The organism is Pseudomonas sp. NFPP28, assembly GCF_900115535.1.
In the GTDB taxonomy this organism is placed as follows: domain Bacteria; phylum Pseudomonadota; class Gammaproteobacteria; order Pseudomonadales; family Pseudomonadaceae; genus Aquipseudomonas; species Aquipseudomonas extremorientalis.
This window is the reverse complement of record NZ_FOWT01000004.1, coordinates 383,697-406,733: the sequence shown is the minus strand read 5'-3', so window position 1 is coordinate 406,733 and position 23,037 is coordinate 383,697. Positions and strand designations below refer to the sequence as shown.

Genomic DNA, 23,037 nt, shown 5'->3' with positions numbered 1-23,037 from the left:
GTGCGCCTGTGGGTACAGGCGCATTATGCCTAGTGCTGCTGTGCAAGACACTCGCGCAATGCGTCTTGCCACTGCGGCTGGCTGACGTGCCATTGTTGTTGCAAGCGGCTGCAATCGAGGCGTGAGTTCAAGGGACGCTGGGCGGGCGTCGGGTAGGCGCTGGACGGGATGGCTTCCAGCTCGGCACAGGCTTTGCCCTGCTTGCGCAGATGCTCGCCGATGGCCTCGGCAAAACCGAACCACGACGTTTCACCTTGGGCGGTCAGGTGATACACCCCCCATTCCCCCGCTGTGCCGGCTTGCCAGCGCTCGATCAACGCAAGCGTACTGTCGGCGATGCTACCGGCCCAGGTCGGTGCGCCGATCTGATCGGCGACGATGCGCATCTGCGGTTTTTCCTGCAGCAGGCGTTGCATGGTCAGCAGGAAGTTCTTGCCGTGGTTGGAGTAGACCCAACTGGTGCGCAGAACCAGGTACTGACCCCCTACGGCTGCAATCGCCTGCTCGCCGGCCAGCTTGCTCTGGCCATAGACGCCCAGCGGGTTCGGCGTGTCGGCTTCGGTGTAAGGCGCCGGTTTGCTGCCGTCGAACACGTAGTCGGTTGAGTAGTGGATCAACGGGATGCCCAGTGCCTTGGCTTCCTCGGCGAGAATGCCGGGGGCGATGGCGTTGATGGCAAATGCGGCGTCCGGTTCGCTTTCGGCCTGATCGACAGCGGTGTGAGCCGCTGCGTTGATAATCAGGCTGGGGCGGTGGGCGCGCACTTGCTGGCGGATCTGCTCTGCATTGGCCAGGTCAAGCTGGTCGCGGCCCAGGACGATGAGTTCGCCCAAGCCCTGGAGGCGTTGTTGCAGTTCGCGGGAGACTTGGCCGTGCTGGCCACAGATCAGGATCTTCATGGGAACAGGTCGGCTTCCATCAAGGGTTTAGCTGCCTGGTCCTTGGCGGACAACTGTGGCGCTTCGGTCAGCTGCCAATCGATGGCCAGCGTCGGGTCATTCCACAGGATGCTGCGTTCGGCGCTGGGCTGATAGTAATCGGTGGTTTTGTACAGGAACTCGGCGTGATCGCTCACTACCACGAAACCATGGGCGAAACCTTCCGGCACCCACAGCTGGCGATTGTTCTGTGCTGACAGCCGCACGCCGACCCATTGGCCGAAGTTCGGCGAGCTGCGGCGGATGTCCACGGTCACGTCCAACACTTCCCCGGCGATGACGCGCACCAGTTTGCCCTGGGTGTGTTCGAGCTGGTAGTGCAGGCCCCGCAGCACGCCTTTTTGTGAGCGCGAATGATTGTCCTGCACGAATTCACGCTTGAGCCCAGTGGCCGCTTCAAAGGCGCGGGCATTGAAACTTTCGTAGAAAAAGCCGCGTTCATCGCCGAACACTTTGGGTTCGAGGATCAGTACGCCGGGCAAAGTGGTTTCAACAACGTTCACTTGTTCTCTCCGGCCAGCGAGAACAGGTACTGGCCATAGCCGGTCTTGCCGAAATACTTGGCGCGTTCCAGCAGGTGGTCGCGGTCGATCCAGCCATTTTCGTAGGCGATTTCTTCCAGGCAGGCCACTTTCAAACCCTGGCGGTGTTCGATGGTCTGCACGTACTGCGAGGCTTCCAGCAAGCTGTCGTGCGTCCCCGTATCCAGCCAGGCAAAGCCACGGCCAAAGCGCTCAACCTGCAGGTCGCCGCGCTTGAGGTAGGCGTTGTTGACGTCGGTAATCTCAAGCTCCCCTCGAGGCGAAGGCTTGACTGCCTTGGCGATCTTGATCACGTCGTTGTCGTAGAAGTACAGGCCGGTCACTGCGTAGCTGGACTTGGGCTTCGCGGGCTTTTCTTCGATGGACAGCGCACGGCCTTCGCTGTCGAAGTCGATCACGCCGAAGCGCTCCGGGTCCTTGACCCAGTAGCCGAAGACAGTAGCGCCCGTCGGCCGCTTGGCGGCGCGGAGCAATTGCTCGCCGAAGTGCTGACCATGAAAGATGTTGTCACCCAGGATCAGGCACACAGGGTCATCGCCGATGAATTCCTCGCCAATGATGAAGGCCTGGGCCAGGCCATCCGGGGTTGGCTGTTCGGCATAACTGAAATGTACGCCAAACTGGCTGCCATCACCCAGTAGGTTGCGATACTGCGGCAAGTCCACCGGTGTGGATATCACCAGAATATCTTTGATCCCCGCCAGCATCAGTACCGAGATCGGGTAGTAGATCATCGGTTTGTCATACACCGGCAGCAGCTGCTTGGACACGCCCAGGGTAATGGGGTGCAAACGCGTGCCGGAGCCGCCGGCCAATACGATTCCCTTCATCATGCAATCAGATCCTTAAGGTCGGTGTTGCCCAAACGTTCACCCTGGTAACTGCCGTCCTGGACCCTGCGGCACCATTCCAGGTTATCCAGGTACCACTGCACGGTTTTGCGCAGCCCTGTTTCAAAGGTTTCTTCGGGGGTCCAACCCAGCTCTCGCTCGATCTTGCCAGCATCGATGGCATAGCGCTGGTCATGGCCCGGGCGATCCTTCACGAAGGTAATCAGGTCGGTGTACTGCTCGACACCGGCCGGGCGCTGTGGCGCCAGTTCTTCGAGCAGGGCGCAGATGCCGCGTACCACGTCGATATTCTTCTGCTCGTTGTGTCCGCCGATGTTGTAGGTCTCGCCGACCACACCTTCGGTGACCACTTTGAGCAATGCGCGGGCGTGGTCTTCGACGAACAGCCAGTCGCGCACCTGCAAACCGTCACCGTAGACGGGCAGTGGCTTGCCCGCGAGGGCATTGAGTATCACCAGCGGGATCAGCTTCTCGGGGAAGTGGAATGGCCCGTAGTTGTTCGAGCAGTTGGTCAGCAGCACCGGCAAGCCGTAGGTGCGCTGCCAGGCGCGGACCAGGTGATCGGACGCCGCCTTGCTGGCCGAATACGGTGAGCTGGGTGCATAGGGTGTGGTTTCAGTGAACAGGTCGTCCACGCCATGCAGGTCGCCGTACACCTCATCGGTGGAGATGTGATGGAAGCGGAACGCACGCTTGGCGGGCTCGTCGAGCGTCTGCCAATAGGCGCGGGTGGCTTCCAGCAAGCTGTAGGTGCCTACGATATTGGTCTGAATGAAGTCCGACGGGCCATCGATCGAGCGGTCTACATGGGACTCGGCCGCCAGGTGCATGATCGCCTGGGGCTCGAAGCGCTTCAGTACGGCACTGACAGTGGCCTGGTCGACAATATCGGCCTGGACGAACTCGTAGCGGCTGTTGGACGCGATGCTGGTCAGCGATTCCAGGTTGCCGGCATACGTGAGTTTGTCCAGGTTCAGCACTTCGTGCTCGGTGTGCTGAATCAGGTGGCGGATCAAGGCGGAGCCAATAAAACCGGCGCCACCGGTGATGAGAATGCGCATGTCGGAGGGCCTTTTCCTTAGACGGACATTAAGTGAATGGAGCATAGCTTGAGTTGTGCCGCCGGGCGGTGCAAGCGTGGTTTGCGCAGGGGGTTGCGCAAGCCCCCTGAACAATGGCGATATACACCCCTAAAAAACCGAGGCCACCCCCATGCTGCTCGCCACCCTGATCCATCGCGCCAGTCTACCCTGCCCGCAAGTAAGCCCCGATCAGGCGGCTCAACTGCTCGAGCAGCATTATGGCCTCACGGGCACCTTGCAGTCATTGGGCAGCCAGCAGGATCTCAACTACAAAGTTGACAGTGCCCGTGGCCGGTTCGTTCTGAAAATCTGCCGGGGCGACTACACTGCCGTTGAGCTTCAGGCCCAGCACGCGGCGCTCAACACCTTGCAGGCTGTGCGCGCACCCAGGGTCATCAAGGCTCTGACCGGTGAGGAACTGCTGACCCTGACCCTCGACGGCCAAACCTTGCATGTGCGGGTGCTGGATTACATCGACGGCCAGCCGTTGACCCATCAGGCGCATTTGGGGCACAGGGTGATCGCAGGCTTCGGTGACCTGTGCGGTCGGATGAGCCAGGCGCTGGCGTCGTTCGAACATCCGGGCCTGGAGCGTACGTTGCAATGGGACCCGCGCCATGCCCTGGAATTGATCAAGCATCTGCTGGCCACCCTGGAAGATTTGCCCCACCGCGAAGCACTGGAGCAAGTGGCTGAGCAGGTCCGCAACCGTATGCGCTCCCTGGCCGACCACCTGCCGTGGCAAGCCGTGCACATGGATATCACCGACGACAATGTGGTGTGGCAGCGTGATGCGCAACGCCACTGGCAACTTCAGGGCGTGATCGATTTTGGCGATCTGGTGCACACCTGGCGCATTGCCGACCTGTCGGTGACCTGCGCCGCCCTGCTGCACCATGCCGAGGGCGATCCCTTTGCGATTTTGCCGGCAATCCAGGCTTGTCATGCGGTGACGCCCTTGCAACCCGCAGAATTACAGGCGCTATGGCCGCTGATCGTCGCCCGGGCGGCGGTGCTGGTCTTGAGCAGCGAGCAGCAACAACGGCTGGATCCGCATAACAGCTACCTGCTGAAAAACGCCGAGCATGAGTGGGAAATCTTCCATGTAGCGACCTCGGTGCCGTTTGAGCTGATGGAAGCGGCGATTCTCAGCCGTGTTGGCCAGGCACCCGCACCCATCCTCAGCCAAGGTTTTGCGCCCTTGTTGCCGGGGTTGGTAGGCCGCGAGTTCGCGCTGATCGACCTGGGTGTGCTCAGCCCGCATTTCGAGGCGGGCAACTGGGAGCAAGCCGGCATCGATCAACGCCTGTTGCAGGATGCGGCGGCGGTACATGGGCTGGCGGCGAGCCGCTATGGGCAATACCGTTTGTCGCGTACCCGGCCCGACAGTGCGACCGAGCCGGAGACGTTTGCGTTGCACGTTGAGCTGCACGTGCCATCGGGGACTTCCGTCGAAGCGCCGTTTGCCGGTGTGGTACGACGAGGAGCCAATGATGAACTTCATGTGCATAACAGCGAAGCGACCGTGCGGCTATGGGGTGTAAAGCCGCTGTTGCAGCCGGGGGCTGCGGTGCTCAAGGGCCAGGTGATCGGTGAGGCCGAAGGCCCGCTGACAGTGCAGCTTTGCCGTGTTGACTTGCCCGCACCGCTATTCTGCGCACCGTCCCGGGCAGCGGCGTGGCAAGCGCTTTGCCCATCGCCGGCCGCGCTGCTGGGGCTGGCTTGCGACGCCGAGCCCGAGCTGGACCCCAAGGCCCTGCTGGCCCGCCGCGACGCCAGTTTCGCCCGTTCGCAAAAGCACTATTACGTCGATCCGCCGCGCATCGAGCGTGGCTGGCGCAACCACCTGATCGACATGCAGGGTCGTTCCTACCTGGACATGCTCAACAACGTGGCGGTGCTTGGCCATGGCCACCCGCGCATGGCGGCGGTGGCGGCGCGGCAGTGGTCGTTGCTCAACACCAACTCGCGGTTTCATTACGCGGCGATTGCCGAGTTTTCCGAGCGCTTGCTCGCGCTGGCACCAGAAGGCATGGACCGGGTGTTCCTGGTCAACAGCGGCACCGAGGCCAATGACTTGGCGATACGCCTGGCCTGGGCCTACAGCGGCGGGCGCGACATGCTCAGCGTGCTGGAGGCGTACCACGGCTGGTCGGTGGCGGCGGATGCGGTGTCCACCTCGATTGCTGACAACCCCCAGGCCTTGAGCAGCCGCCCGGACTGGGTGCACCCGGTGACCGCACCGAATACCTATCGCGGCGAGTTCCGCGGGCAGGACAGTGCGCCCGATTACGTACGAAGTGTGGAGCACAACCTGGCGAAAATCGCCGCGAGCCAACGCCAGCTGGCCGGTTTCATCTGTGAACCGGTGTACGGCAATGCCGGCGGCATCTCGTTGCCGCCGGGCTATTTGCAGCGGGTGTATGAGCTTGTCCGCGCCCAGGGCGGCGTGTGCATCGCTGATGAGGTGCAGGTGGGTTACGGCCGCATGGGGCATTTCTTCTGGGGCTTTGAAGAGCAGGGTGTGGTGCCCGATATCATCACCATGGCCAAGGGCATGGGCAACGGCCAGCCCCTGGGTGCGGTCATCACCCGGCGTGAAATCGCCGAGGCGCTGGAGGCTGAGGGCTACTTCTTCTCGTCGTCGGGGGGCAGCCCGGTCAGTTGCCGCATCGGCATGGCCGTGTTGGATGTGATGGAAGAAGAAAAACTGTGGGAAAACGCCCAGGTGGTTGGCGCGCATTTCAAGGCACGCCTGGAAGCTCTGATCGAGCGCCATCCGTTGGTTGGCGCCGTCCACGGTTCCGGATTTTACCTCGGCCTGGAATTGGTACGTAACCGGCAAACCCTGGAGCCCGCCACCGAAGAAACCACTTTGCTGTGTGATCGCCTGCGGGAGTTGGGGATTTTCATGCAGCCTACCGGCGACTATCTGAACATTCTCAAGATCAAGCCGCCGATGGTCACGTCGAGGCGCAGCGTGGACTTCTTTGTCGACATGCTGTCGAAGGTGCTGGATGAGCAGGTGTGATTAATCGATTGTTATCGGTTAACTACTGTCATACTCATCAGCTATGATCTTTTGTCGCTTTTAAAGCCGATTTTTATCCGTTATAAAGTCGGCCTTTACCCCATTCGGAGTCCTGATCGCCATGACCACCCTGCACAGCACCCCTCGCGCCGATGGCTTCTACATGCCTGCCGAATGGGCGCCACAGACGCAAACCTGGATGATCTGGCCCGAGCGCCCGGACAACTGGCGCCTGGGCGGCAAGCCGGCGCAGGCTGCCCATGTGGCCGTGGCCAAGGCGATCGCACGCTTTGAACCGGTGACCGTTGCCGTATCTGCCGGCCAGTACGAAAACGCCCGCGCACGCCTGGATGTGCCGAATATCCGCGTGGTGGAGATGTCCAGCGATGACGCCTGGGTGCGCGACACCGGCCCGACCTTCGTGATCAACAACAGCGGCGAAGTGCGCGGCGTGAACTGGGACTTCAACGCCTGGGGCGGTTTTGACGGTGGCCTGTATGCGCCGTGGAACCGCGATTCCCAGGTTGGCGGCAAGATCCTCGAGATCGAACGCGCACCGCGCTACCGCACCGAAGGTTTTGTGCTGGAAGGCGGTTCGATCCATGTCGACGGCGAAGGCACCCTGATCACCACCGAAGAATGCCTGCTCAACCGCAATCGCAACCCGCACCTGGGCCGGGCCGAGATCGAAGCGGTGCTGAGCGCCAACCTGGCTGTGGATAAGATCATCTGGTTGCCGGATGGCCTGTTCAACGACGAAACCGACGGCCATGTGGATAACTTCTGCTGCTACGTGCGCCCGGGCGAAGTGTTGCTGGCCTGGACCGATGACGAACAAGACCCGAACTACGCGCGCTGCCACGCCGCAATGGACGTGCTGCAAAGCAGCACCGACGCCCAGGGTCGCTCGTTCATAGTGCATAAAATGCCGATTCCCGGGCCGCTGTACGCCACGGAGGAAGAATGCGCCGGTGTCGACCCGGTTGACGGCTCCCAGGAGCGGAATCCGTCGGTGCGTTTGGCCGGTTCCTACGTGAACTTCCTGATCGTCAACGGTGGCATCATCGCCCCAAGCTTCGACGACCCGCTGGACAGCCAGGCCAAGGCGATCCTGCAGGACCTGTTCCCGCAGCACGAAGTGGTGATGGTGCCGGGCCGCGAACTGTTACTGGGTGGCGGTAATATCCACTGTCTGACACAGCAGCAGCCGGCACCGCACAAAGAGTGAGTGCAGTTGTAACAGCATCGAGGCGATAAGCCGGGCGCAACCGGTTCCGGTGCCCACAGCAAGCCCGCGGCCCAGCAAGGTCGCGGGCTTTTTTGTGTCCGAATACCTATAAACACGAGACATTGGCATAGCTCTTGTATCGGTGCTGTCACAGTGGCCCAAGGTGATGACTGCGCAGTTCTGTCATAAACCTTGAGTAAGTTAGCCGCTCACGCAGTAGGAGAGAGCGCTGAAATGAATGCCGATATCAACCTGATGTACACGCGTGCGGCCCACCCCTTGCGGGTCAGCGGCGACGCGATTCCCGCACTGGCGCTCTGGTTGAAGGAAAACGGCTCGCGACGGATCAGGCGCCAGCCTGACTTGCGCAGCGTGATGAATGAACGCTACCCGGCAGGCCTGTTCAGCGAGGATGAAGTGCACGTGTTGTGCGACCTGCTGAAAAACTGAGTAACACCGAGCACAAATGTGGGAGGGGGCAAGCCCCTTCCTACACCCTTTGGATGTATTCGATTCAGAAACTGTAGGTCCCAGTCACCACCACGCTGCGCGGTTCTCCCGGCTGGATCTGCGCCACGCTGGTCGCCGACGCATAGTAGGTGTTGTCCGCGATATTGTTCAGCGCCGCCCTCACGTCCCATTCTTTCTGGCGGAACCCCGCCAAGGCATCCCAACGGCCATAACCCGGCAGCACCACGGTGTTGAGACTGTCGGCGTAACGATCCCCCACCAGCGTCAAACCGGTTTCGGCGTACCAGCCCATCTCGGGTTTCCAGGTGATGAACAGGCTGCCGTTGCGCTTGGCCACATCACTGACGCGCTTGCCTTCAAAGCCGTTGTTGTCCTTCACGACCGTGGCGTCCTGCAGGCCGATTCCCCCGCGAACGTACCAATTGCCGACGATCTTGCCGGTGGCGGTCAGCTCCACGCCGCGTGAGCGTTGCAAGCCGCTGAGCAGGGTGATGGTGCGGTCCAGCGGGTCGCTGGTGCGGCGGTTGTAGAGCTCCAGTTCGTACACCGCCAGGGTGGTGCTCAGGCGGTCGTCGAGCCAATCGCTCTTGACCCCGATTTCCTTCTGTTTGGTCAGCTCGGGGCTCAGGTCGTTGACGCTGCCGGCGGCATTCGGGGTGATGCCGATCAGGCCGCCACCGGCCGGGGAGAACGTCTTGCTCCACGAGGCATAGAACGAGTGATGTTCCAGCGGCGTCCAGACCACGCCAAAGCGCGGGCTGGTGCTGTGGCTGTCGACGGCCTGTTGGGTGTTGAGGATTTTGTTCTTGGTGTCCACTTCGAAACGGTCGTAGCGCAGGCCGGCCAGGAGCTGCCATTGATCATTCAGGCGCAGCTGGTCTTGTACATAAACCGCACGACTTTCCACTTCGGTGTGGTTGTTGCTCGACACGCTCATCCGCCCGTTATGGCTCAGGTGGCGGTTGGGCTGGTTGAGGTCCAGGCTCGGCACGGCCTGGCCACCACGGCTGACGGCGGTGGCGGTGTAGAGCTTGGGATCGCGGCGCTGGCTGCCCAGCTCGAGGCCGGTGAGCAAACGATGCTCCAGGCCGAAGGTGCTGAAGCCGCCTTCCAGTTCGACATTGTTGAAGAGGTTCCGTGTGGTCAGGTCTTGCTGCCAGCGCTGGCGTGTCACGCTGTTGGTCGCAGGCACGTAGGCGGTCTGGTAGGTGTTGTCGAAATCGCTGTCGAGCTTGAATACGCCCAGGGTCTGGCGCAGTTGCCAGTTGTCGTTGAGCTCATAGGCCAGCCTGGAGCGCAGGGACTGGGATTTGTCGTCGATGTAGTCGCGGCTGTCGAAGTAAGTGGTGCTGCGGCTCACATCCGCCGGCCGGCCGTTGACCCCCGGAACGCCACGGTCCGGCGTGCGGTTGTAGCGGCTGTATTCGTATTGCACCAGCCAATTCAGGTCCGGCGTGAGCTGCCAGCTCATGGACGGTGCAAACAGCTGGCGATTGCCGCTGACGCCATCGCGCCAGCTGTTATTGTCCTGGTTGCCCATGTTCAGGCGCAGGCTGATGTCATCGGTGGGGTCGGTGCTGAGGTCGGCATACAGACTGCGCAAATCGTTGCTGCCGCCTTGGGCCTCGATACTCGACTTGTGGCCGGCGCCAGGCAGTTTGCTCACACGGTTGACGATCCCTCCCTGACCGCCTCGCCCGTAGAGTACGGCTGCCGGCCCCTTGAGCACTTCGATGCGCTCGATGTTATGCAGGTCGCGCACGTACTGGCTGTCATCGCGGATGCCATCCAGGTAGAAGTCGTTGCTCGCGTCGAAACCCCGGATGCGCAGGCTGTCGAAGCGCGTATCGGCGCCGCTGCTGACGTTGGGAATGCCGCTCAACGCCTGGCCCAGGTCATTGGTGCCGTAGGCGCGCAGGCTTTCGGTCTTTACCGAGTCGATGGCCTGGGGCACATAACGCACCGGCGTGGCGGTGCGCGTGGCGGTGCTGGTTTCCTTGACGCGTGGGTCGTCTTCGTCAGCTTCGGCGCTGATCGAGGTTTCGGGCAACGTGGTGGCCGCGCAGGCAAAACCGGCAGACAGCAGAACGGAAAGCCCAAGGGTGATGGGCGTCAGGCGAGGGGCAGGCATTAAGGAATGTATCCGAATGGTTTAGGAGAAAAACAGCACGTTAATGGTAATGCTTTGCATTTGCGCGCGTTATCCATTGCCAAACGTATCGACTTTGAAAAGTGTTACTAGATGTGTTTTTTGTCGTTTCGGATGCGGTTTTTTGTCGCTTTCGATGTGGCTTTAGGCCCTGGCTTAGAATTATTTCGCCTAAATACAGACGATTCGCGAAATTGACACATAGTTCCGGGCGCGACTAGGATTGCGCCCAACGCCTGTGGCTAACCGCCATGACTCATCCAATAAAAAGGCCCGCGGCATGTTCAGTCGTCCGCGGGCCTTCTTTTTTCCGGATTCAGTCGACACCAGAAAAAGCATTACGGAGCCTGGTGTCACAGCGCGTACTCAACCAGGAATAAGGAATACAAGAAAATGTTGAAGCAACGGATGAGTCTGATCGCTCTGGGGATTTTGAGCGCATCGACAGCAATGGCAAACGACCAGGACCAGTCCAAGGGTTTTATCGAAGACAGCCACCTGAACATCGCCGCACGTAACGCCTACATCAGCCGCGACTACAAAAACGGCAAGCAAGACAAAGCCGAGTGGGGCCAAGGCTTCATCGGCAAGCTGGAGTCCGGTTTCACCCAGGGCACCGTCGGTGTGGGTGTGGACGTGATCGGCCAATACGCTATCCGCCTGGACGGTGGTAAAGGTCGCGCCGGCGCGGGCGGTATCGACTTCTTCAAACCGGGTAATGGCACTGCCGACAACCCTGGCTCGGCACCACACGACCTGGCCAAGGGCGGCGCTGCCGTCAAGTTCCGCGTTTCCAACACTGTGCTCAAGTACGGTGATCAGTTCCCGGCCGTGCCTGTGCTGCAGTACGACAACTCCCGTCTGTTGTCGGAAACCTACACCGGTACCTCGATCGTTTCCAAAGAGATCGCCGGTCTGCAACTGGACGCGGGTCACTTCACCAAAGAAGCGCGCAAGAGCATGGAAGGCACCGACAGCGGTCGCCTGAAGAGCATCGACTACATCGGCGGTAGCTACAAATTCACCGAAAGCCTGTCCGCCGCGCTGTATGCCTCCGACATGCAGGACGTGCTGAAGAAGCAATACGTCAACGTCAACTACGTGCTGGCCCTGCCAGAGAAGCAGTCCCTGACTTTTGACTTCAACGGCTACAAAACCAAGCTGGACAAGAGCTTCGCCCTGGAAAACCAAGGCAGTGAAGATGCTCGCGACAACAAAATCTGGAGCCTGGGCGCGACCTGGGCCGTTGGCCCGCACAGCTTCACCGTGGCTCACCAGCGCAGCACCGGCGACACCGGCTACCTGTACGGCGGCTACCGCAATGCTGGCGGCATCGGCGACGGTGGCAACACCATCCTGCTGGCCAACTCCTACTGGTCCGACTTCAACGGCAAGGACGAACGTTCGTGGCAAGTGGGCTACGGCATCGATTTCGCCACCTTCGGCGTGCCGGGCCTGACCTACAACGTTGCCTACGTACGGGGTACCAACATCGACGACGGTACCAACCGCGGCGACGGCACCGAGCGTGAAATCTGGAACCAGTTCAAGTACGTGGTCCAGAGCGGCCCGGCCAAAGACCTGAGCCTGCGTGCGCGTGCGTCCTGGTTGCGCGTTTCCAACAACGCCAGCAACTACAACGTAGGCGGGAACGAAATCCGTCTGTTCGCCGACTACCCGATCAACGTTTTCTAATTGATCCTGCGTCGCGCCTGAGTGTCAGGCGAAAAAACCCCGACTGGTTCGGGGTTTTTTTATGCCCGTCTATGCAAGGCGGACTTGTTACATCGGATCACTAATGAAGTAACCGGGCCCACCTTTATCCCCTCCCAGCGCAAGCCTAAATTGGCCCCACTGCTCGCCCATCACCCCGATGGTCGGCCACTGGAGTCCTCGCCATGCCCTTTGTCAGCCTACGCATCACCCGTGACGGCGTTACCCCCGAGCAAAAAGCCCAGGTCATCGCCGAATTTACCGAAACCCTCGAACGCGTCCTGCACAAACGCCCGGACCTGACCCATATCGTCATCGAAGAAGTCGACACCGATAACTGGGGCTACGCCGGCATCACCACCACCGAATACCGCAAATCCCAAGCCTGAATCCCTACCGGAGCATCCTCATGAAAAAAGTCGTCATCATCACCGGCGCCTCCCAAGGTATCGGCGCCGCCGTCGTCCAGGCCTACCGTGCCCTCGACTACCGCGTGGTCGCCACCTCGCGCTCGATCCAGCCGTCCACCGACCCCGACATCCTCACCGTCGCCGGCGACATCGCCGACCTGGCCACGGCCCAGCGCATCATCCGCGACACCCTGGCCACCTTCGGGCGCATCGACAGCCTGATCAACAACGCTGGCATCTTCATCGCCAAACCCTTCACCGCCTACACCCAGGCGGACTACGCCAACGTGCTTGCGGTGAACCTCCATGGCTTCTTCTACATCACTCAACTCGCGATTGCCGAGATGGAAAAGAACCGCGCCGGCCACATCGTCAACGTCACCACCAGCCTGGCTGACCACGCCATTGATGGCGTGCCGTCGGTACTCGCCAACCTCACCAAAGGCGGCTTGAATTCGGCAACCAAATCGTTGGCGATTGAGTACGCCAAGCGTGGAATCCGTGTGAACGCAGTGAGCCCGGGCATCATCAAGACGCCGATGCACGGCGAAGAAACCCACGCGGCGCTCGGGCAATTGCACCCGGTCGGGCACATGGGGGAAGTGAGTGACATCGCCCAGGCAATTGTCTACCTGGAAACCGCCGGTTTTGTGACCGGCGAGATTCTGCATGTCGACGGCGGGCAAAGCGCCGGGCACTGATACACACGTCCCGGCCTAACCCGGCCGGGCGTTGTCATCCCGTGGCGAGCGGCCAAAAAAAGCTTTATAGGCGCGACTGAACGCCGCTTCGGACTCATAGCCAATCGCAAAACCCACTTCTCCGATGCGGCCGTCCTGCTTGGCCAGCATGGTTTTCGCCAGGGTCAGCCGCCATTCATTCTGATACCGAAGCGGCGAGCGGCCGACCAGGGCGCTGAACCGTTCGCAGAAATTCGATCGCGACATGCCCGCCACCTCTGCCAGGTTGTCGATGCGCCATTGCTTGCCCGGTGTTTCGTGAATGGCTTTCAGCACGCGGGCGATACGCGCGTCCGACAACCCACCCAACCATCCGGAAGCGGTGCCCTGGTGCACCCAGGTGCGCAGGATGCGAATTACTACCAGGTCGATCAGGCGCGAAATCATTAATGTCCCGCCCGGTTGCGTGTCGTGGGCTTCGAGCAACATGAAATGCAGAATGCCTTCCGCCCATGCGGCGGCGTCGGCTTGCTGGATGTGGATCAGCCGAGGCAGGGCGAACAGCATGGCCTGGAAACTGCTCGCGTCGAACCAGAAGCGGCAGATGACTACGGTTGCCGGACCATTCAGGGCGGTCAGCGTGATGCCCGTTGGATCGTGGGGCAGCAGGATCACATCGCCTTGCTCCAGCGCTACGGGAGGCTGATCAGCAACGTAGAGATGCAACCGGCCGTGCTGGAGCACGCAGATGTGCGCGCTTCTTTCATCCAGCGTGAGGGGCTGTGCCTCCGTCAGTGTGCAGGAATAAACCCGATCACCCGTCAGGCGGATCTGCGCCAGTACCTGGGACAGCAGGTCGCCCTTGGCCAGCCCTTCCAGCTGCAATTGCGGATGAATGATCAAGTTTTCCAAGGGATTCATCATGTCGGTTCGACCCCGCCCTCACTAAGCTGACCGCCGAGATCATAGCGCGCCGGCGCCATCGGGATGAGCCTTTCCCGCGCTGACCGTTTTTGCACATCATCCAACCACATGGGAACCCCACTATGTTCGGAATCTCCGCTCTCGGCTGGCTGCACACCCTCGGCAGCCTGCCGGCCATTCCACTGGCCGTCTACATGTTTATCCGGCATGGCCGTATCGTGCCTCGGTCAGTGCCGGGGTTGTTGTATTTCGTGTCGATGATGATCGGTGGCCTCACCGTGTTCCTGGTCGCGCATCAGCCCGTCAGCAACGCCATCGGCATCATTACGATTGCGCTGCTGTTGGCGGGCTATGGGGTAGGGCGCGTGGCCTGGCTGGGGCGAGCCCGGGTGTATGTGGAGACGATCTTGTTGAGCCTGACGGCTTTTTTCCTGATGGTGCCCACCGTGTCCGAGACGTTGCGCCGCGTTCCCGATGGTCACCCCTTCGTCACTGACCTGAAATCGCCGGTGCTGCTGGGTGCGCAGGCGGGCATTGCGCTGGCGCTGGTGATCGGCGTGACGGCGCAAATGGTGTACCTGCGCAGGCAGTCGCGCCTCAGCACTGCCCAACGCTGAAAAACCGGGCAGGAACTGCCAGCTTTCATCGCCCAACACCGTGTAGCCGCCCAAGAAGTAGGAGCCAGCAATCGTCACGTAAGTCGTCTCGACCACCCAGCCTGGGCCACGAATATAGGTGCGGTAGACGTGATACCTGAAAGGGTGAAAAAAAGACTGCGCCCTATTAGTAGCGTCAAATAAGTGGCAAGTTTGACTCGGATTTGCCGTTTGGCGGCATCTTAGACAATTTGTTGACAGTCTCTTTTGGATCCACCATGATTCCCGCGATGTTGATGGCTCTAAGCCATTAAAGTGACATTAGTAACGCGCATTCGTCCCATGCTGTGGTTCTTCAAGATTCAGGGATAAGGCGGCTTGGACTCGGATGGCCAGGCGACGTTGGTCAGGGTAGCCCTAAAACACTGTCACCTTTAATTAGCAGGCTCGTTTGTCGGTGCCTGCGCTCGAGTCTCTAGGAAGTAAACTTCATGGCTGTAGGACGAATTCTGGTCACCGGTGGTGCAGGTTTTATTGGTTCACATCTGGTTGATGCGTTGCTGGGCAAAGGCTACAAGATTCGCGTATTGGACAACTTGTCGACCGGTAAGGTGGCTAACCTGCCCGCCGGTAATCCTGATCTGGAACTGCTGGTTGGCGATGTCGCCGACAGCGCCGTGGTCGAGCAAGCCATGGTTGATTGCAGCGCAGTCGTGCATCTGGCTGCGGTTGCGTCGGTGCAGGCCTCGGTAGACGATCCTGTCGCCACTCACCAGGCCAATTTCGTCGGCACTCTCAACGTGTGCCAAAGCATGCTCAAGGCCGGTGTGGCGCGTGTGGTGTTTGCCTCCAGCGCGGCTACCTACGGCAACAACGGCGAAGGCACGGCCATCGCCGAAGACACGCCCAAGTCGCCACTGACGCCTTATGCCAGCGACAAGTTGGCCAGTGAGTACTACCTGGACTTCTACCGTCGCGAGCACGGCCTGGAGCCAGTGATCTTCCGCTTTTTCAATATCTTCGGCCCACGCCAGGATCCGTCTTCGCCGTACTCCGGCGTGATCAGCATCTTCACCGAGCGTGCGCTGGCAGGTAAGCCGATTACCGTCTTTGGTGACGGTGAGCAAACCCGCGACTTCGTCTACGTGCAGGACCTGGTGAGCATCCTCGTCCAGGCGGTGGAGACCCGAGAACAGGCACCTGAAGCCATCAACGTAGGGCTCAGCCGCTCGACCAGTCTCAACGACCTGATCGCTGAGCTGGGCCGTGCCACCGGTACTGCGTTGAACGTGACGTACCAAGCTTCACGTCAAGGCGACATCCGTCATTCGCGCGCGAATAACGCCCGTCTGTTGGAGCGCTTTGCACTCCCGCAACCGACCTCCATTGGCCAGGGTTTGGCGCGGCTGTTGCGCAGCTTGTAGTTCGTCGGTCACTTCGCCCGACGTCTACGCAGTATTGGCTCAGTCATCTTCAAGAGTGAATTATGGAAATCGTTTTGCGCAGGACGCGTATCCGCGCGATCGCTGAGCGGCTGTTGGCTGCTTTTGCCTTATTCGTCGGCGGGCCGACTGTGCACGCTGCTGCCTTGGCCCAACCGAACAGCGTGGCTTTCTGGTACGCCGAGCAACCACCGCTGCCGGAACTGGCGCAGTTCGACTGGGCCGTGGTCGAACCGGGCCACATGACCCCTGGCGATGTGAAAACCTTGCGGGCGTTGGGCAGCCAGCCATTTGCCTACCTGTCCATCGGTGAGTTTGACGGCAATAAGGCTGAGGTCGAGAAAGCCGGGTTGAGCAAAGCGGTTTCCCCTGTGCGTAATCACGCCTGGAACAGCCAGGTGATGGATCTCACGTCGCCGGTCTGGCGCGAGCATCTGTTCGGACGTGCCAAGGCTCTGGAAGCGCAAGGCTATGCGGGTCTGTTCCTCGACACCCTCGACAGTTTCCAACTGATGCCCGAGGCTTCGCGCGAGAACCAGCGCGTCGGCCTGGCCAGCTTGCTGCGTGAGCTGCACAAGCGTCAGCCGAACCTGAAGCTGTTCTTCAACCGTGGTTTCGAAGTGTTGCCTGAGCTGGACGGCGTTGCCGCCGCCGTGGCGGTCGAGTCGATCCATGCCGGTTGGGATGCTTCCGCCAAACGCTATCGCCCGGTGTCCGAGTCCGATCGCCAGTGGCTCGAAACCCACCTGCAACCGCTGCGCGCCAAGGGCGTGCCGCTGGTGGCCATCGACTACTTGCCACCCGAGCGTCGTGAGGAGGCGCGCACGCTCGCCAAGCGTCTGCGCGAAGAGGGGTTCATTCCCTACATCAGTACCCCGGACCTCAACACCCTGGGCATCAGCAGCATCGAGGTCCAGCCGCGCCGTATCGCGATGATCTACGACCCGCGTGAAGGTGCACTGGAAGATGCCGCTGGCCATAGCAACCTGGGTGGTTTGTTGGAGTACCTCGGTTACCGAGTCGATTACCTGCCCGCCGACAGTGACCTGCCGCTCTACGGTTTCAGTGGCTTGTACGCGGGTGTGGTCACCTGGATGACCAGCGGCCCGCCGCAGGATGCATCGGCGTTCAATCGCTTTATCAATGCCCGTCTGGACGAGCAGGTACCAGTGGCGTTTTTCAGTGGTCTGCCGGTTGAAGACAAATTGTTGCTCAAGCGCCTGGGCCTCAAGCTGGATGCGCCGCCCGCCACTCAGGTGTTGACCATCACCCACCAGGACAAGGCCCTGCTGGGCGCATTCGAGGCACCGGTGGTGCCTCGCTCCCGTGACCTGGCAGCGGTCTGCGTATTGCCCAACGGCCCAACCCCGGCGTTGTCCTTGAGCGGTGCCAATGGCGCCGTTTTCAACCCGGTGGTGGTCGGTAAATGGGGGGGACTTGCGCTGGCGCCTTACCTGCTCGAAATCAACAACGAGCGTAGCCGCTGGATTCTCGACCCTTTCGCGTTCCTTCAGGCCAGCCTGCGTCTACCGGCTCAACCTCGGCCGGACACCACCACCGAAAATGGCCGGCGCATCGCGACCGTGCATATCGATGGCGACGGATTTCCCTCCCGCGCCGAAGTGCGCGGCACTCCCTATGCCGGTCGTCATACCCTGGACGACTACATCAAGCCCAACCCGTTCCTGACGTCGGTGTCGATCATCGAGGGCGAGATCTCGCCGCGTGGCGCGTTCCCCTTCCTGGCCCGCGAGCTGGAGCCGATTGCCCGCGAGATCTTCGCCAACCCTAAAGTCGAAGTGGCCACGCACACCTACAGCCACCCGTTTTTCATGCAGCCGGATAAGGCCGAGAAGCGCGAAAATTTCAACCCGGAATACGGTTTGAACATGAAAATCGCCGGCTACGAAAAAATCGATTTTCGTCGGGAGATTTTTGGCTCGCGCGATTACATCAATCAAAACCTGACTACGCCACAGAAGCCGGTGAAGATGGTGTTCTGGCCAGGCGATGCGCTGCCATCCGCCAGCACCATCAAGCTGGCCTATGACGCGGGCTTGAAAAACGTCAACGGCGCCGAAACCATCATGACCAAGGCCAACCCGTCCCTGACCGGGTTGAACCCGTTGCTGCGGCCGACGCCTGGGGGGTTGCAGTACTACGCGCCGATCATCAACGAAAACCTCTACACCAACCTGTGGAAAGGCCCGTACTACGGCTTCCGTGAGTTGATCGAGACGTTCGAACTGACCGACAGTCCGCGTCGCCTGCGCGGGCTGCACCTCTACTACCACTTCTATTCCAGCACCAAGCAAGCCTCGATCAAGGCCATGCACGAGATCTACGGCTACTTGCGCGAGCAACAGCCGATGTCGTTATGGATGAGCGACTACGTCGACCGTCTGCATGGTCTTTACCAGTCGAGCCTGGCCCGAACGGCGGACGGCGCCTGGCAGATTCGCGGGATGGACGCTCTGCGTACCGTGCGCCTGGATGCACAAATGGGCTGGCCGGACTTGCTCAAATCCCAAGGTGTCGCGGGTGTACGTGACTTGCCGCAAGGGCGCTATGTGGCCCTGAGCAGCGACAAGGCATTGCTCGCATTGCGTGCGGACAGAGATCCCCGCCCTGCGCTGGAGGAGGCCAACGTGCCGTTGCTCGATTGGCGTTACCTGGACGATCGGCGCGTGAGCTTTTCCTTCGCCGGTCAGTTCGACCTGACCTTCACCGTACGCTCGGCAACCGCCTGCCGCGTGGAAGTCGATGGGCAACGATTCGCAGGCAAGGCCTCGGCTGGCCTTTGGACTTTTCAACTTCCTATGAAGCAGGTGAGTAATGGTCAACTCCTCTGCAACTAAAAGCAGCCGCCTGCTCAACCCATGGGCACTGGCGGTGGTCGCTGTCGCCGTGGGTGGCCTGCTGTGGGCAACCTTCCAGCGTGAAGAAGTGTTCCAGCCCGACGGGCGCGAACCCGACGCCGTGTCGGCCAACTATGCCGAGCTGTTGCTGACGGCGCACCCGGATGACGACCATTTGCGTTTGCAATTGGTCGACTTGCTGATTCGCCTGGGTGACTACACCAAGGCGCGCCAACACGTGGACGCCTGGCCCAAGCCGCAGCCGGAGATCCAGGCCTACTATCGCCTGGAGCTGGACGCGCTGATCGCAGCCAGTGGCAACGACCTGATTGCGCAGCATGCGTTGGTCGAGCGTCTGCAAAGCTTCGATCATCGCAAGCTGCCGGTGGCCCAGCTGCAAAGCCTGGCGAAGCTGGCGTTGACCCTGCAGGCGCCGGCGTTTGCCGCCAGTGTGTTCGAAGAGATCGCAGGGCGTGACCCGGCGCAGCGCACCGAGGCGCTCAAATCAGCCGCGCAGTGGTACTTGGCGGGTGAGCAGCCTGCGCACGCGGCAGACATCTATCTGCAACTCGAGCGTGACGCCCAACAACCGCCCGAACGACGGGAGTACGCGCAACTTGCGTTCAACAGCCTGCTCTCGGCCGGCCGTGACGAGCAGGCCGCGCAAGTGCTGGCTGACGAGCTGCCCCGGCTGACGAACCCGCAGACCGACGTGGCGTGGCTGGAGCAAGGCGTGGATATCGCCGTTGCGACCAGGCAGTTCGACCTGGCCCAGCGCGTGCTCCAGCAGTGGCATGACCTGGAGCCTGGCAACCGCAAAATCCTGGTCAAAGAATTCCAGGTGCGCCTGTCTATCAATGATCTGGCGGGTGCGTGGGAAACCGGTCAGGAGCTGGTCATCGATTACCCGGATGACACCGAGTTGCTGGGGCAAATGGCCAAGCTCGGTGAGTGGCGCGGTGATAACGAAGCCGCGCTGGATTACTGGATTCGCTTGCTCAAACTCAAGGAGGACCCGAAAACCCGCGAGCACGCCTGGCGCCTTGCCAGCCTGCAATTCGACTTCGCCCGCTCGATCCCGTTGCTCGCCGACATCATGCAGCAGCGTGCGCTCACGGACATCGAGCTGGATGCGTTGATCTACGCTCATGAATCCCGTGGTACACCGGCTGAATCCGAGGCATGGCTGCGCACCTATCTGCGCAAGTACCCGGCCCATCGCCTGGCCTGGACACGCTTGCTGCACAACCTGGAAAACACCGGGCAGTTCGCGGCCAAAGGCAAACTCTACAAGGACTATGCAAAACGCTACACGCTGACCACCGCCGAATTGGTCGATTGGGCCAGCACGCAAATGAAGCTGTTTGATGAGCCGGCGGCCTGGGAAGTGGTCAAGTCGGACGACTCATCCATCGATGACCCGGAATACTGGCGCACCCGTGCGGCGCTCGCCTGGGACCTGGAGCGCGACGAAGACTTGCGCGTCTCCCTGGAAAAACTGCTGTCCCTCAACGGCAAGCTGACCAGTGGCGACGAGAGCCAGTTGATCACCCTGTATCGCGCCCGTGACCCGCAGCGTGCCTTGAAGTTGATGGTCGACAGCTGGCACCGCGCCCAGGATCCGCAACGGTTGGTCGAGGCGCTGCAACTGGCCCAGGAGCTGCACGAGTGGGATCAGGTCGTTACCCTGTTGGAAGACGCCAGGCAATACCCGCAGGCCTACGAGCAAGCCCAGGTCCTGGCGGTACGCGGTGCCTTGGCGGTGGAGCAGGGCGATCCCTCCGAGGCCGAGCGTCTCTATCTGCTGGGCTTGTCGCGCTACCCCGATGACAACCTGTTCCGCGAGCGTTTGACCTGGCTGTATGTCGACCAGGCCGACACGGCAAAACTCAAACTCCTGCTGGCCAAATGGCGTGCCTATGCACGGGCAGACCGCCTGCTCTGGCTGCCGTTCGCCAGCGCCAGCCAGCTGTTGGGGCGCGATGCCGAGGCGTTGGCTTGGTATCGCATGTACCTCAAGCTCAGCCCGAACGACTGGCTGGTGCAGGCCGCGTATGCCGATGCACTGGACACATCCGGCTACCAGGACGCCGCCCAGCGCCTGCGCTTGAAGTTGCTGCGCAGCCCCGAGGCCGACAACCTGCAACCCTCGTCCCAACGCTATGCGATCTGGCTGCGCTTGATGTCGAGCAGCTACTCGCCGCAGAAGGCCCAGCAAGAATTGCTGAAGTGGAAAGACGGTTCGCCGTCGATGAAACAGCTGTGGTTCGAACGCCTGCTGGCCCGCCTGGATGCGACCAACCAGCAAGCGCAGAAAGACGACTGGCTGGCCTGGGCGCGCACCCAAGGGCTCAAGGTCGACCGTTACGAGCAGATCCAGGAAGCCTTGCGCAGCCGCAATAAAGCCCAGGTCGAAACCCTGTTGGCCAGCAGCGACCTGAACCCGGCGCAGCGCGCACAGGCGCTCAGCCGTTTGGGGCGTACCAACGAGGCACTGGACACCAGCCTGTCCGCACTGGGCGGCGACCAGCCGGATTCGGTGAACGAGCAACTGCGTCGCCAGGCGGTGGAGATCCACGAAGCCACCCCGCAAGGCGCATTGCTGTCGTATCAGAAACAGGATTTCGGTGGCTTGTCGTTTGACTCGCCGCGCCTGGAAATCGCCCATAACCTGGGTGACAACTGGTACGCCGATGTCGAGATGGAACACGGCAACTATAAAGGCGACGACGTCATCTCTTCGCGCATCGGCGACGAGAGCAACGCGGCCCTGACCTTGGTGCGCGCGGTGGAAAACGGCAGCTGGAAGCTGTTCGCCGACACCAGCCAACGCAAGGACGACGACCGTAACGGCCTGGGCCTGTCGCGCCTGTGGCAGTTGGGCAACAGCCACCAGATCGAGACCGGCCTGGACTGGCATCGCAAGAGCGACGACAGCGGCCTGATGCGGGCTTTCGGCCAGCAGGACCGCGCCTGGGTCGGCGGCCGTCACGGCCTGACTGCGCGGGACCAGTTGAGCTGGGAAGTGGCGCAGCGCTCGTTCTCGACCCGTGCCGGCGACTCGTTGGGCAGCGGTCATGCGCTGAAGCTGGAGCTTAACCACACGCTGGAATTCGCCGGGCCTAACTGGACGGTGCGCAGTGGTGTGGATTACCAGAAGAACAACGTGAAGGATCGCAACCTGGATTACCTCTCCAGCGACTTCAAAGGCCCGATTCGAGTGCCTGATGTCGCGCCGCCTGAGCCGGGTGACCCGATCGAGTTGCAGACCATCCCGTCGGGCGACCTCCTGCAAAGCCGCTACGGCCAACTCTATGTCGGTACGTCCTGGCGTCGCGGCATCCCCGGTGCGCTGGTGCGCAGCAAGCCGCAATACACCTGGCTGGTGGACATGACGGCGGGCTGGCAGTGGACCGACCAAACCTTCAACTACGGCGTCAACACGGGCATTGGTTTCGAAGTGCTGGGTGACGACGAACTGGCCCTCACCTTCGGCTACCAATCTGCGCCACAAGGCGGGGATGGCAAGTCCGGCGGCACACTGGGCATGAGCTACGGCGTGCGTTTCGGGCGCTGATTACAGAATCTACGGGAGAAAAACCTATGCAAGCAATTCGTAACCTGAGCCTGGCCCTGACAGTGCTGTTCGTCGCCGGCTGCTCCAGCTTCACCAGTGAAAACAGCCCTGACCTGCCGCGTAACGCGCAGTGGGGCATCGTGCCGATGATCAACTATTCGCAGACCCCGCAAGCCGGTGAGCGCAGCGAGCAGATCCTGCTCAGCGTACTCAGCAGCCATGGCCTGCAACCGCGTGTTTACCCGACCAGCACCCAGGGTGAGCAGGCGCTGATGGACGACAACGAGCGCCTGACCGGTGCCCTGGAATGGGCTCGTGAGCAAAAGCTCGATTACGTCATCGCCGGCAGCGTCGAAGAGTGGCAGTACAAGAACGGCCTGGATGGCGAGCCGGCGGTGGGCATCAGCCTGCGTGTGCTGGACGCCAACAGTGGTCGTGTGCTCTGGAGCAAAAGCGGCGCGCGCGCCGGTTGGTCCCGTGAAAGCCTGGCGGGCAATGCTCAGACGGTAATCGACAAACTGGTTGGCGCCCTTCGATTCGAGTGA

Annotated in this window: 17 protein-coding genes; 11 read left to right on the top strand and 6 right to left on the bottom strand. The window is 61.2% G+C overall.

Annotated features, from left to right (window positions below):
- Positions 1-29 precede the first annotated feature (29 nt).
- From rfbD to rfbB, 4 genes are read right to left on the bottom strand one after another with little or no spacing between them, the layout of a single operon-like run.
- Entirely contained in the window at positions 30-899 is an 870-nt protein-coding gene (gene rfbD, locus BM110_RS13280) for a dTDP-4-dehydrorhamnose reductase (protein WP_093513568.1), read from the bottom strand.
- Positions 896-1,441, bottom strand: coding sequence for a dTDP-4-dehydrorhamnose 3,5-epimerase (rfbC, locus tag BM110_RS13275; protein WP_093513567.1), 546 nt, complete (start codon positions 1,439-1,441; stop codon positions 896-898). The genes rfbD and rfbC overlap by 4 nt, the downstream gene beginning before the upstream one ends.
- Positions 1,438-2,313, bottom strand: a complete 876-nt coding sequence (gene rfbA, locus BM110_RS13270) for a glucose-1-phosphate thymidylyltransferase RfbA (RefSeq protein ID WP_092248488.1) — start codon at positions 2,311-2,313, stop codon at positions 1,438-1,440. The genes rfbC and rfbA overlap by 4 nt, the downstream gene beginning before the upstream one ends.
- Positions 2,310-3,392 carry a dTDP-glucose 4,6-dehydratase gene (gene rfbB, locus BM110_RS13265; RefSeq protein WP_092248485.1) on the bottom strand — a complete coding sequence of 361 codons (1,083 nt, stop codon included), beginning with the start codon at positions 3,390-3,392 and terminating at the stop codon, positions 2,310-2,312. The genes rfbA and rfbB overlap by 4 nt, the downstream gene beginning before the upstream one ends.
- Before the next feature lie 151 nt (positions 3,393-3,543).
- Here rfbB and BM110_RS13260 point away from each other — a divergent pair, with 151 nt between their 5' ends.
- From BM110_RS13260 to BM110_RS13250, 3 genes are all read left to right on the top strand, one after another.
- Entirely contained in the window at positions 3,544-6,444 is a 2,901-nt protein-coding gene (locus BM110_RS13260; protein ID WP_093513566.1) for an aminotransferase, read from the top strand.
- 121 nt (positions 6,445-6,565) lie between these two features.
- On the top strand, positions 6,566-7,672 hold the full coding sequence (aguA, locus tag BM110_RS13255) for an agmatine deiminase (protein WP_071492467.1): 1,107 nt from the start codon (positions 6,566-6,568) through the stop codon (positions 7,670-7,672).
- Between the two features lie 234 nt (positions 7,673-7,906).
- A complete protein-coding gene (locus BM110_RS13250) occupies positions 7,907-8,122 on the top strand; it encodes a hypothetical protein (protein ID WP_071492466.1) in 216 nt (71 codons plus the stop codon).
- Between the two features lie 64 nt (positions 8,123-8,186).
- Here the strand turns inward: BM110_RS13250 and BM110_RS13245 are convergent, their stop codons facing one another.
- On the bottom strand, positions 8,187-10,274 hold the full coding sequence (locus BM110_RS13245) for a TonB-dependent receptor (protein WP_093513565.1): 2,088 nt from the start codon (positions 10,272-10,274) through the stop codon (positions 8,187-8,189).
- 411 nt (positions 10,275-10,685) lie between these two features.
- On the opposite strand from BM110_RS13245, the gene BM110_RS13240 reads away from it, so the two are divergent.
- The 3 genes from BM110_RS13240 to BM110_RS13230 all read left to right on the top strand — a co-directional run bounded on the left by BM110_RS13240 (position 10,686) and on the right by BM110_RS13230 (position 13,116).
- Positions 10,686-11,987: an OprD family porin gene (locus tag BM110_RS13240; RefSeq protein ID WP_071492465.1), complete on the top strand. Its 1,302-nt coding sequence runs from the start codon at positions 10,686-10,688 to the stop codon at positions 11,985-11,987.
- A 203-nt stretch (positions 11,988-12,190) separates the two neighbouring features.
- Positions 12,191-12,394: a tautomerase family protein gene (locus BM110_RS13235; protein ID WP_016979078.1), complete on the top strand. Its 204-nt coding sequence runs from the start codon at positions 12,191-12,193 to the stop codon at positions 12,392-12,394.
- Between the two features lie 20 nt (positions 12,395-12,414).
- Complete coding sequence (locus BM110_RS13230) at positions 12,415-13,116, top strand: SDR family NAD(P)-dependent oxidoreductase (protein WP_093513564.1); 702 nt, start codon at positions 12,415-12,417, stop codon at positions 13,114-13,116.
- Between the two features lie 15 nt (positions 13,117-13,131).
- Here BM110_RS13230 and BM110_RS13225 read toward each other — a convergent pair whose 3' ends face one another.
- On the bottom strand, positions 13,132-14,019 hold the full coding sequence (locus tag BM110_RS13225) for an AraC family transcriptional regulator (protein ID WP_093513563.1): 888 nt from the start codon (positions 14,017-14,019) through the stop codon (positions 13,132-13,134).
- Positions 14,020-14,141: 122 nt separating this feature from the next.
- On the opposite strand from BM110_RS13225, the gene BM110_RS13220 reads away from it, so the two are divergent.
- The 5 genes from BM110_RS13220 to BM110_RS13200 all read left to right on the top strand — a co-directional run bounded on the left by BM110_RS13220 (position 14,142) and on the right by BM110_RS13200 (position 23,037).
- Complete coding sequence (locus BM110_RS13220; protein ID WP_093513562.1) at positions 14,142-14,636, top strand: hypothetical protein; 495 nt, start codon at positions 14,142-14,144, stop codon at positions 14,634-14,636.
- 470 nt (positions 14,637-15,106) lie between these two features.
- Positions 15,107-16,039 (top strand): SDR family NAD(P)-dependent oxidoreductase, encoded by a 933-nt coding sequence (locus BM110_RS13215; RefSeq protein ID WP_093513561.1) that lies wholly within the window; start codon positions 15,107-15,109, stop codon positions 16,037-16,039.
- 62 nt (positions 16,040-16,101) lie between these two features.
- Positions 16,102-18,915, top strand: coding sequence for a bifunctional glycoside hydrolase/polysaccharide deacetylase family protein (locus tag BM110_RS13210; protein WP_093513560.1), 2,814 nt, complete (start codon positions 16,102-16,104; stop codon positions 18,913-18,915).
- On the top strand, positions 18,893-22,492 hold the full coding sequence (locus tag BM110_RS13205) for a tetratricopeptide repeat protein (protein ID WP_093513559.1): 3,600 nt from the start codon (positions 18,893-18,895) through the stop codon (positions 22,490-22,492). Before BM110_RS13210 ends, BM110_RS13205 begins: the two co-directional genes overlap by 23 nt.
- A gap of 26 nt (positions 22,493-22,518) precedes the next feature.
- Positions 22,519-23,037, top strand: a complete 519-nt coding sequence (locus tag BM110_RS13200; RefSeq protein WP_071492458.1) for a penicillin-binding protein activator LpoB — start codon at positions 22,519-22,521, stop codon at positions 23,035-23,037.

Coding starts and splice junctions, on each gene's coding strand:
- rfbD (WP_093513568.1), bottom strand. CDS start 899: ATGAAGATCCTGATCTGTGGCCAGCACGGCCAAGTCTCCCGCGAACTG.
- rfbA (WP_092248488.1), bottom strand. CDS start 2,313: ATGATGAAGGGAATCGTATTGGCCGGCGGCTCCGGCACGCGTTTGCAC.
- rfbB (WP_092248485.1), bottom strand. CDS start 3,392: ATGCGCATTCTCATCACCGGTGGCGCCGGTTTTATTGGCTCCGCCTTG.
- BM110_RS13260 (WP_093513566.1), top strand. CDS start 3,544: ATGCTGCTCGCCACCCTGATCCATCGCGCCAGTCTACCCTGCCCGCAA.
- aguA (WP_071492467.1), top strand. CDS start 6,566: ATGACCACCCTGCACAGCACCCCTCGCGCCGATGGCTTCTACATGCCT.
- BM110_RS13250 (WP_071492466.1), top strand. CDS start 7,907: ATGAATGCCGATATCAACCTGATGTACACGCGTGCGGCCCACCCCTTG.
- BM110_RS13245 (WP_093513565.1), bottom strand. CDS start 10,274: ATGCCTGCCCCTCGCCTGACGCCCATCACCCTTGGGCTTTCCGTTCTG.
- BM110_RS13240 (WP_071492465.1), top strand. CDS start 10,686: ATGTTGAAGCAACGGATGAGTCTGATCGCTCTGGGGATTTTGAGCGCA.
- BM110_RS13235 (WP_016979078.1), top strand. CDS start 12,191: ATGCCCTTTGTCAGCCTACGCATCACCCGTGACGGCGTTACCCCCGAG.
- BM110_RS13230 (WP_093513564.1), top strand. CDS start 12,415: ATGAAAAAAGTCGTCATCATCACCGGCGCCTCCCAAGGTATCGGCGCC.
- BM110_RS13225 (WP_093513563.1), bottom strand. CDS start 14,019: ATGATGAATCCCTTGGAAAACTTGATCATTCATCCGCAATTGCAGCTG.
- BM110_RS13220 (WP_093513562.1), top strand. CDS start 14,142: ATGTTCGGAATCTCCGCTCTCGGCTGGCTGCACACCCTCGGCAGCCTG.
- BM110_RS13215 (WP_093513561.1), top strand. CDS start 15,107: ATGGCTGTAGGACGAATTCTGGTCACCGGTGGTGCAGGTTTTATTGGT.
- BM110_RS13210 (WP_093513560.1), top strand. CDS start 16,102: ATGGAAATCGTTTTGCGCAGGACGCGTATCCGCGCGATCGCTGAGCGG.
- BM110_RS13205 (WP_093513559.1), top strand. CDS start 18,893: ATGGTCAACTCCTCTGCAACTAAAAGCAGCCGCCTGCTCAACCCATGG.
- BM110_RS13200 (WP_071492458.1), top strand. CDS start 22,519: ATGCAAGCAATTCGTAACCTGAGCCTGGCCCTGACAGTGCTGTTCGTC.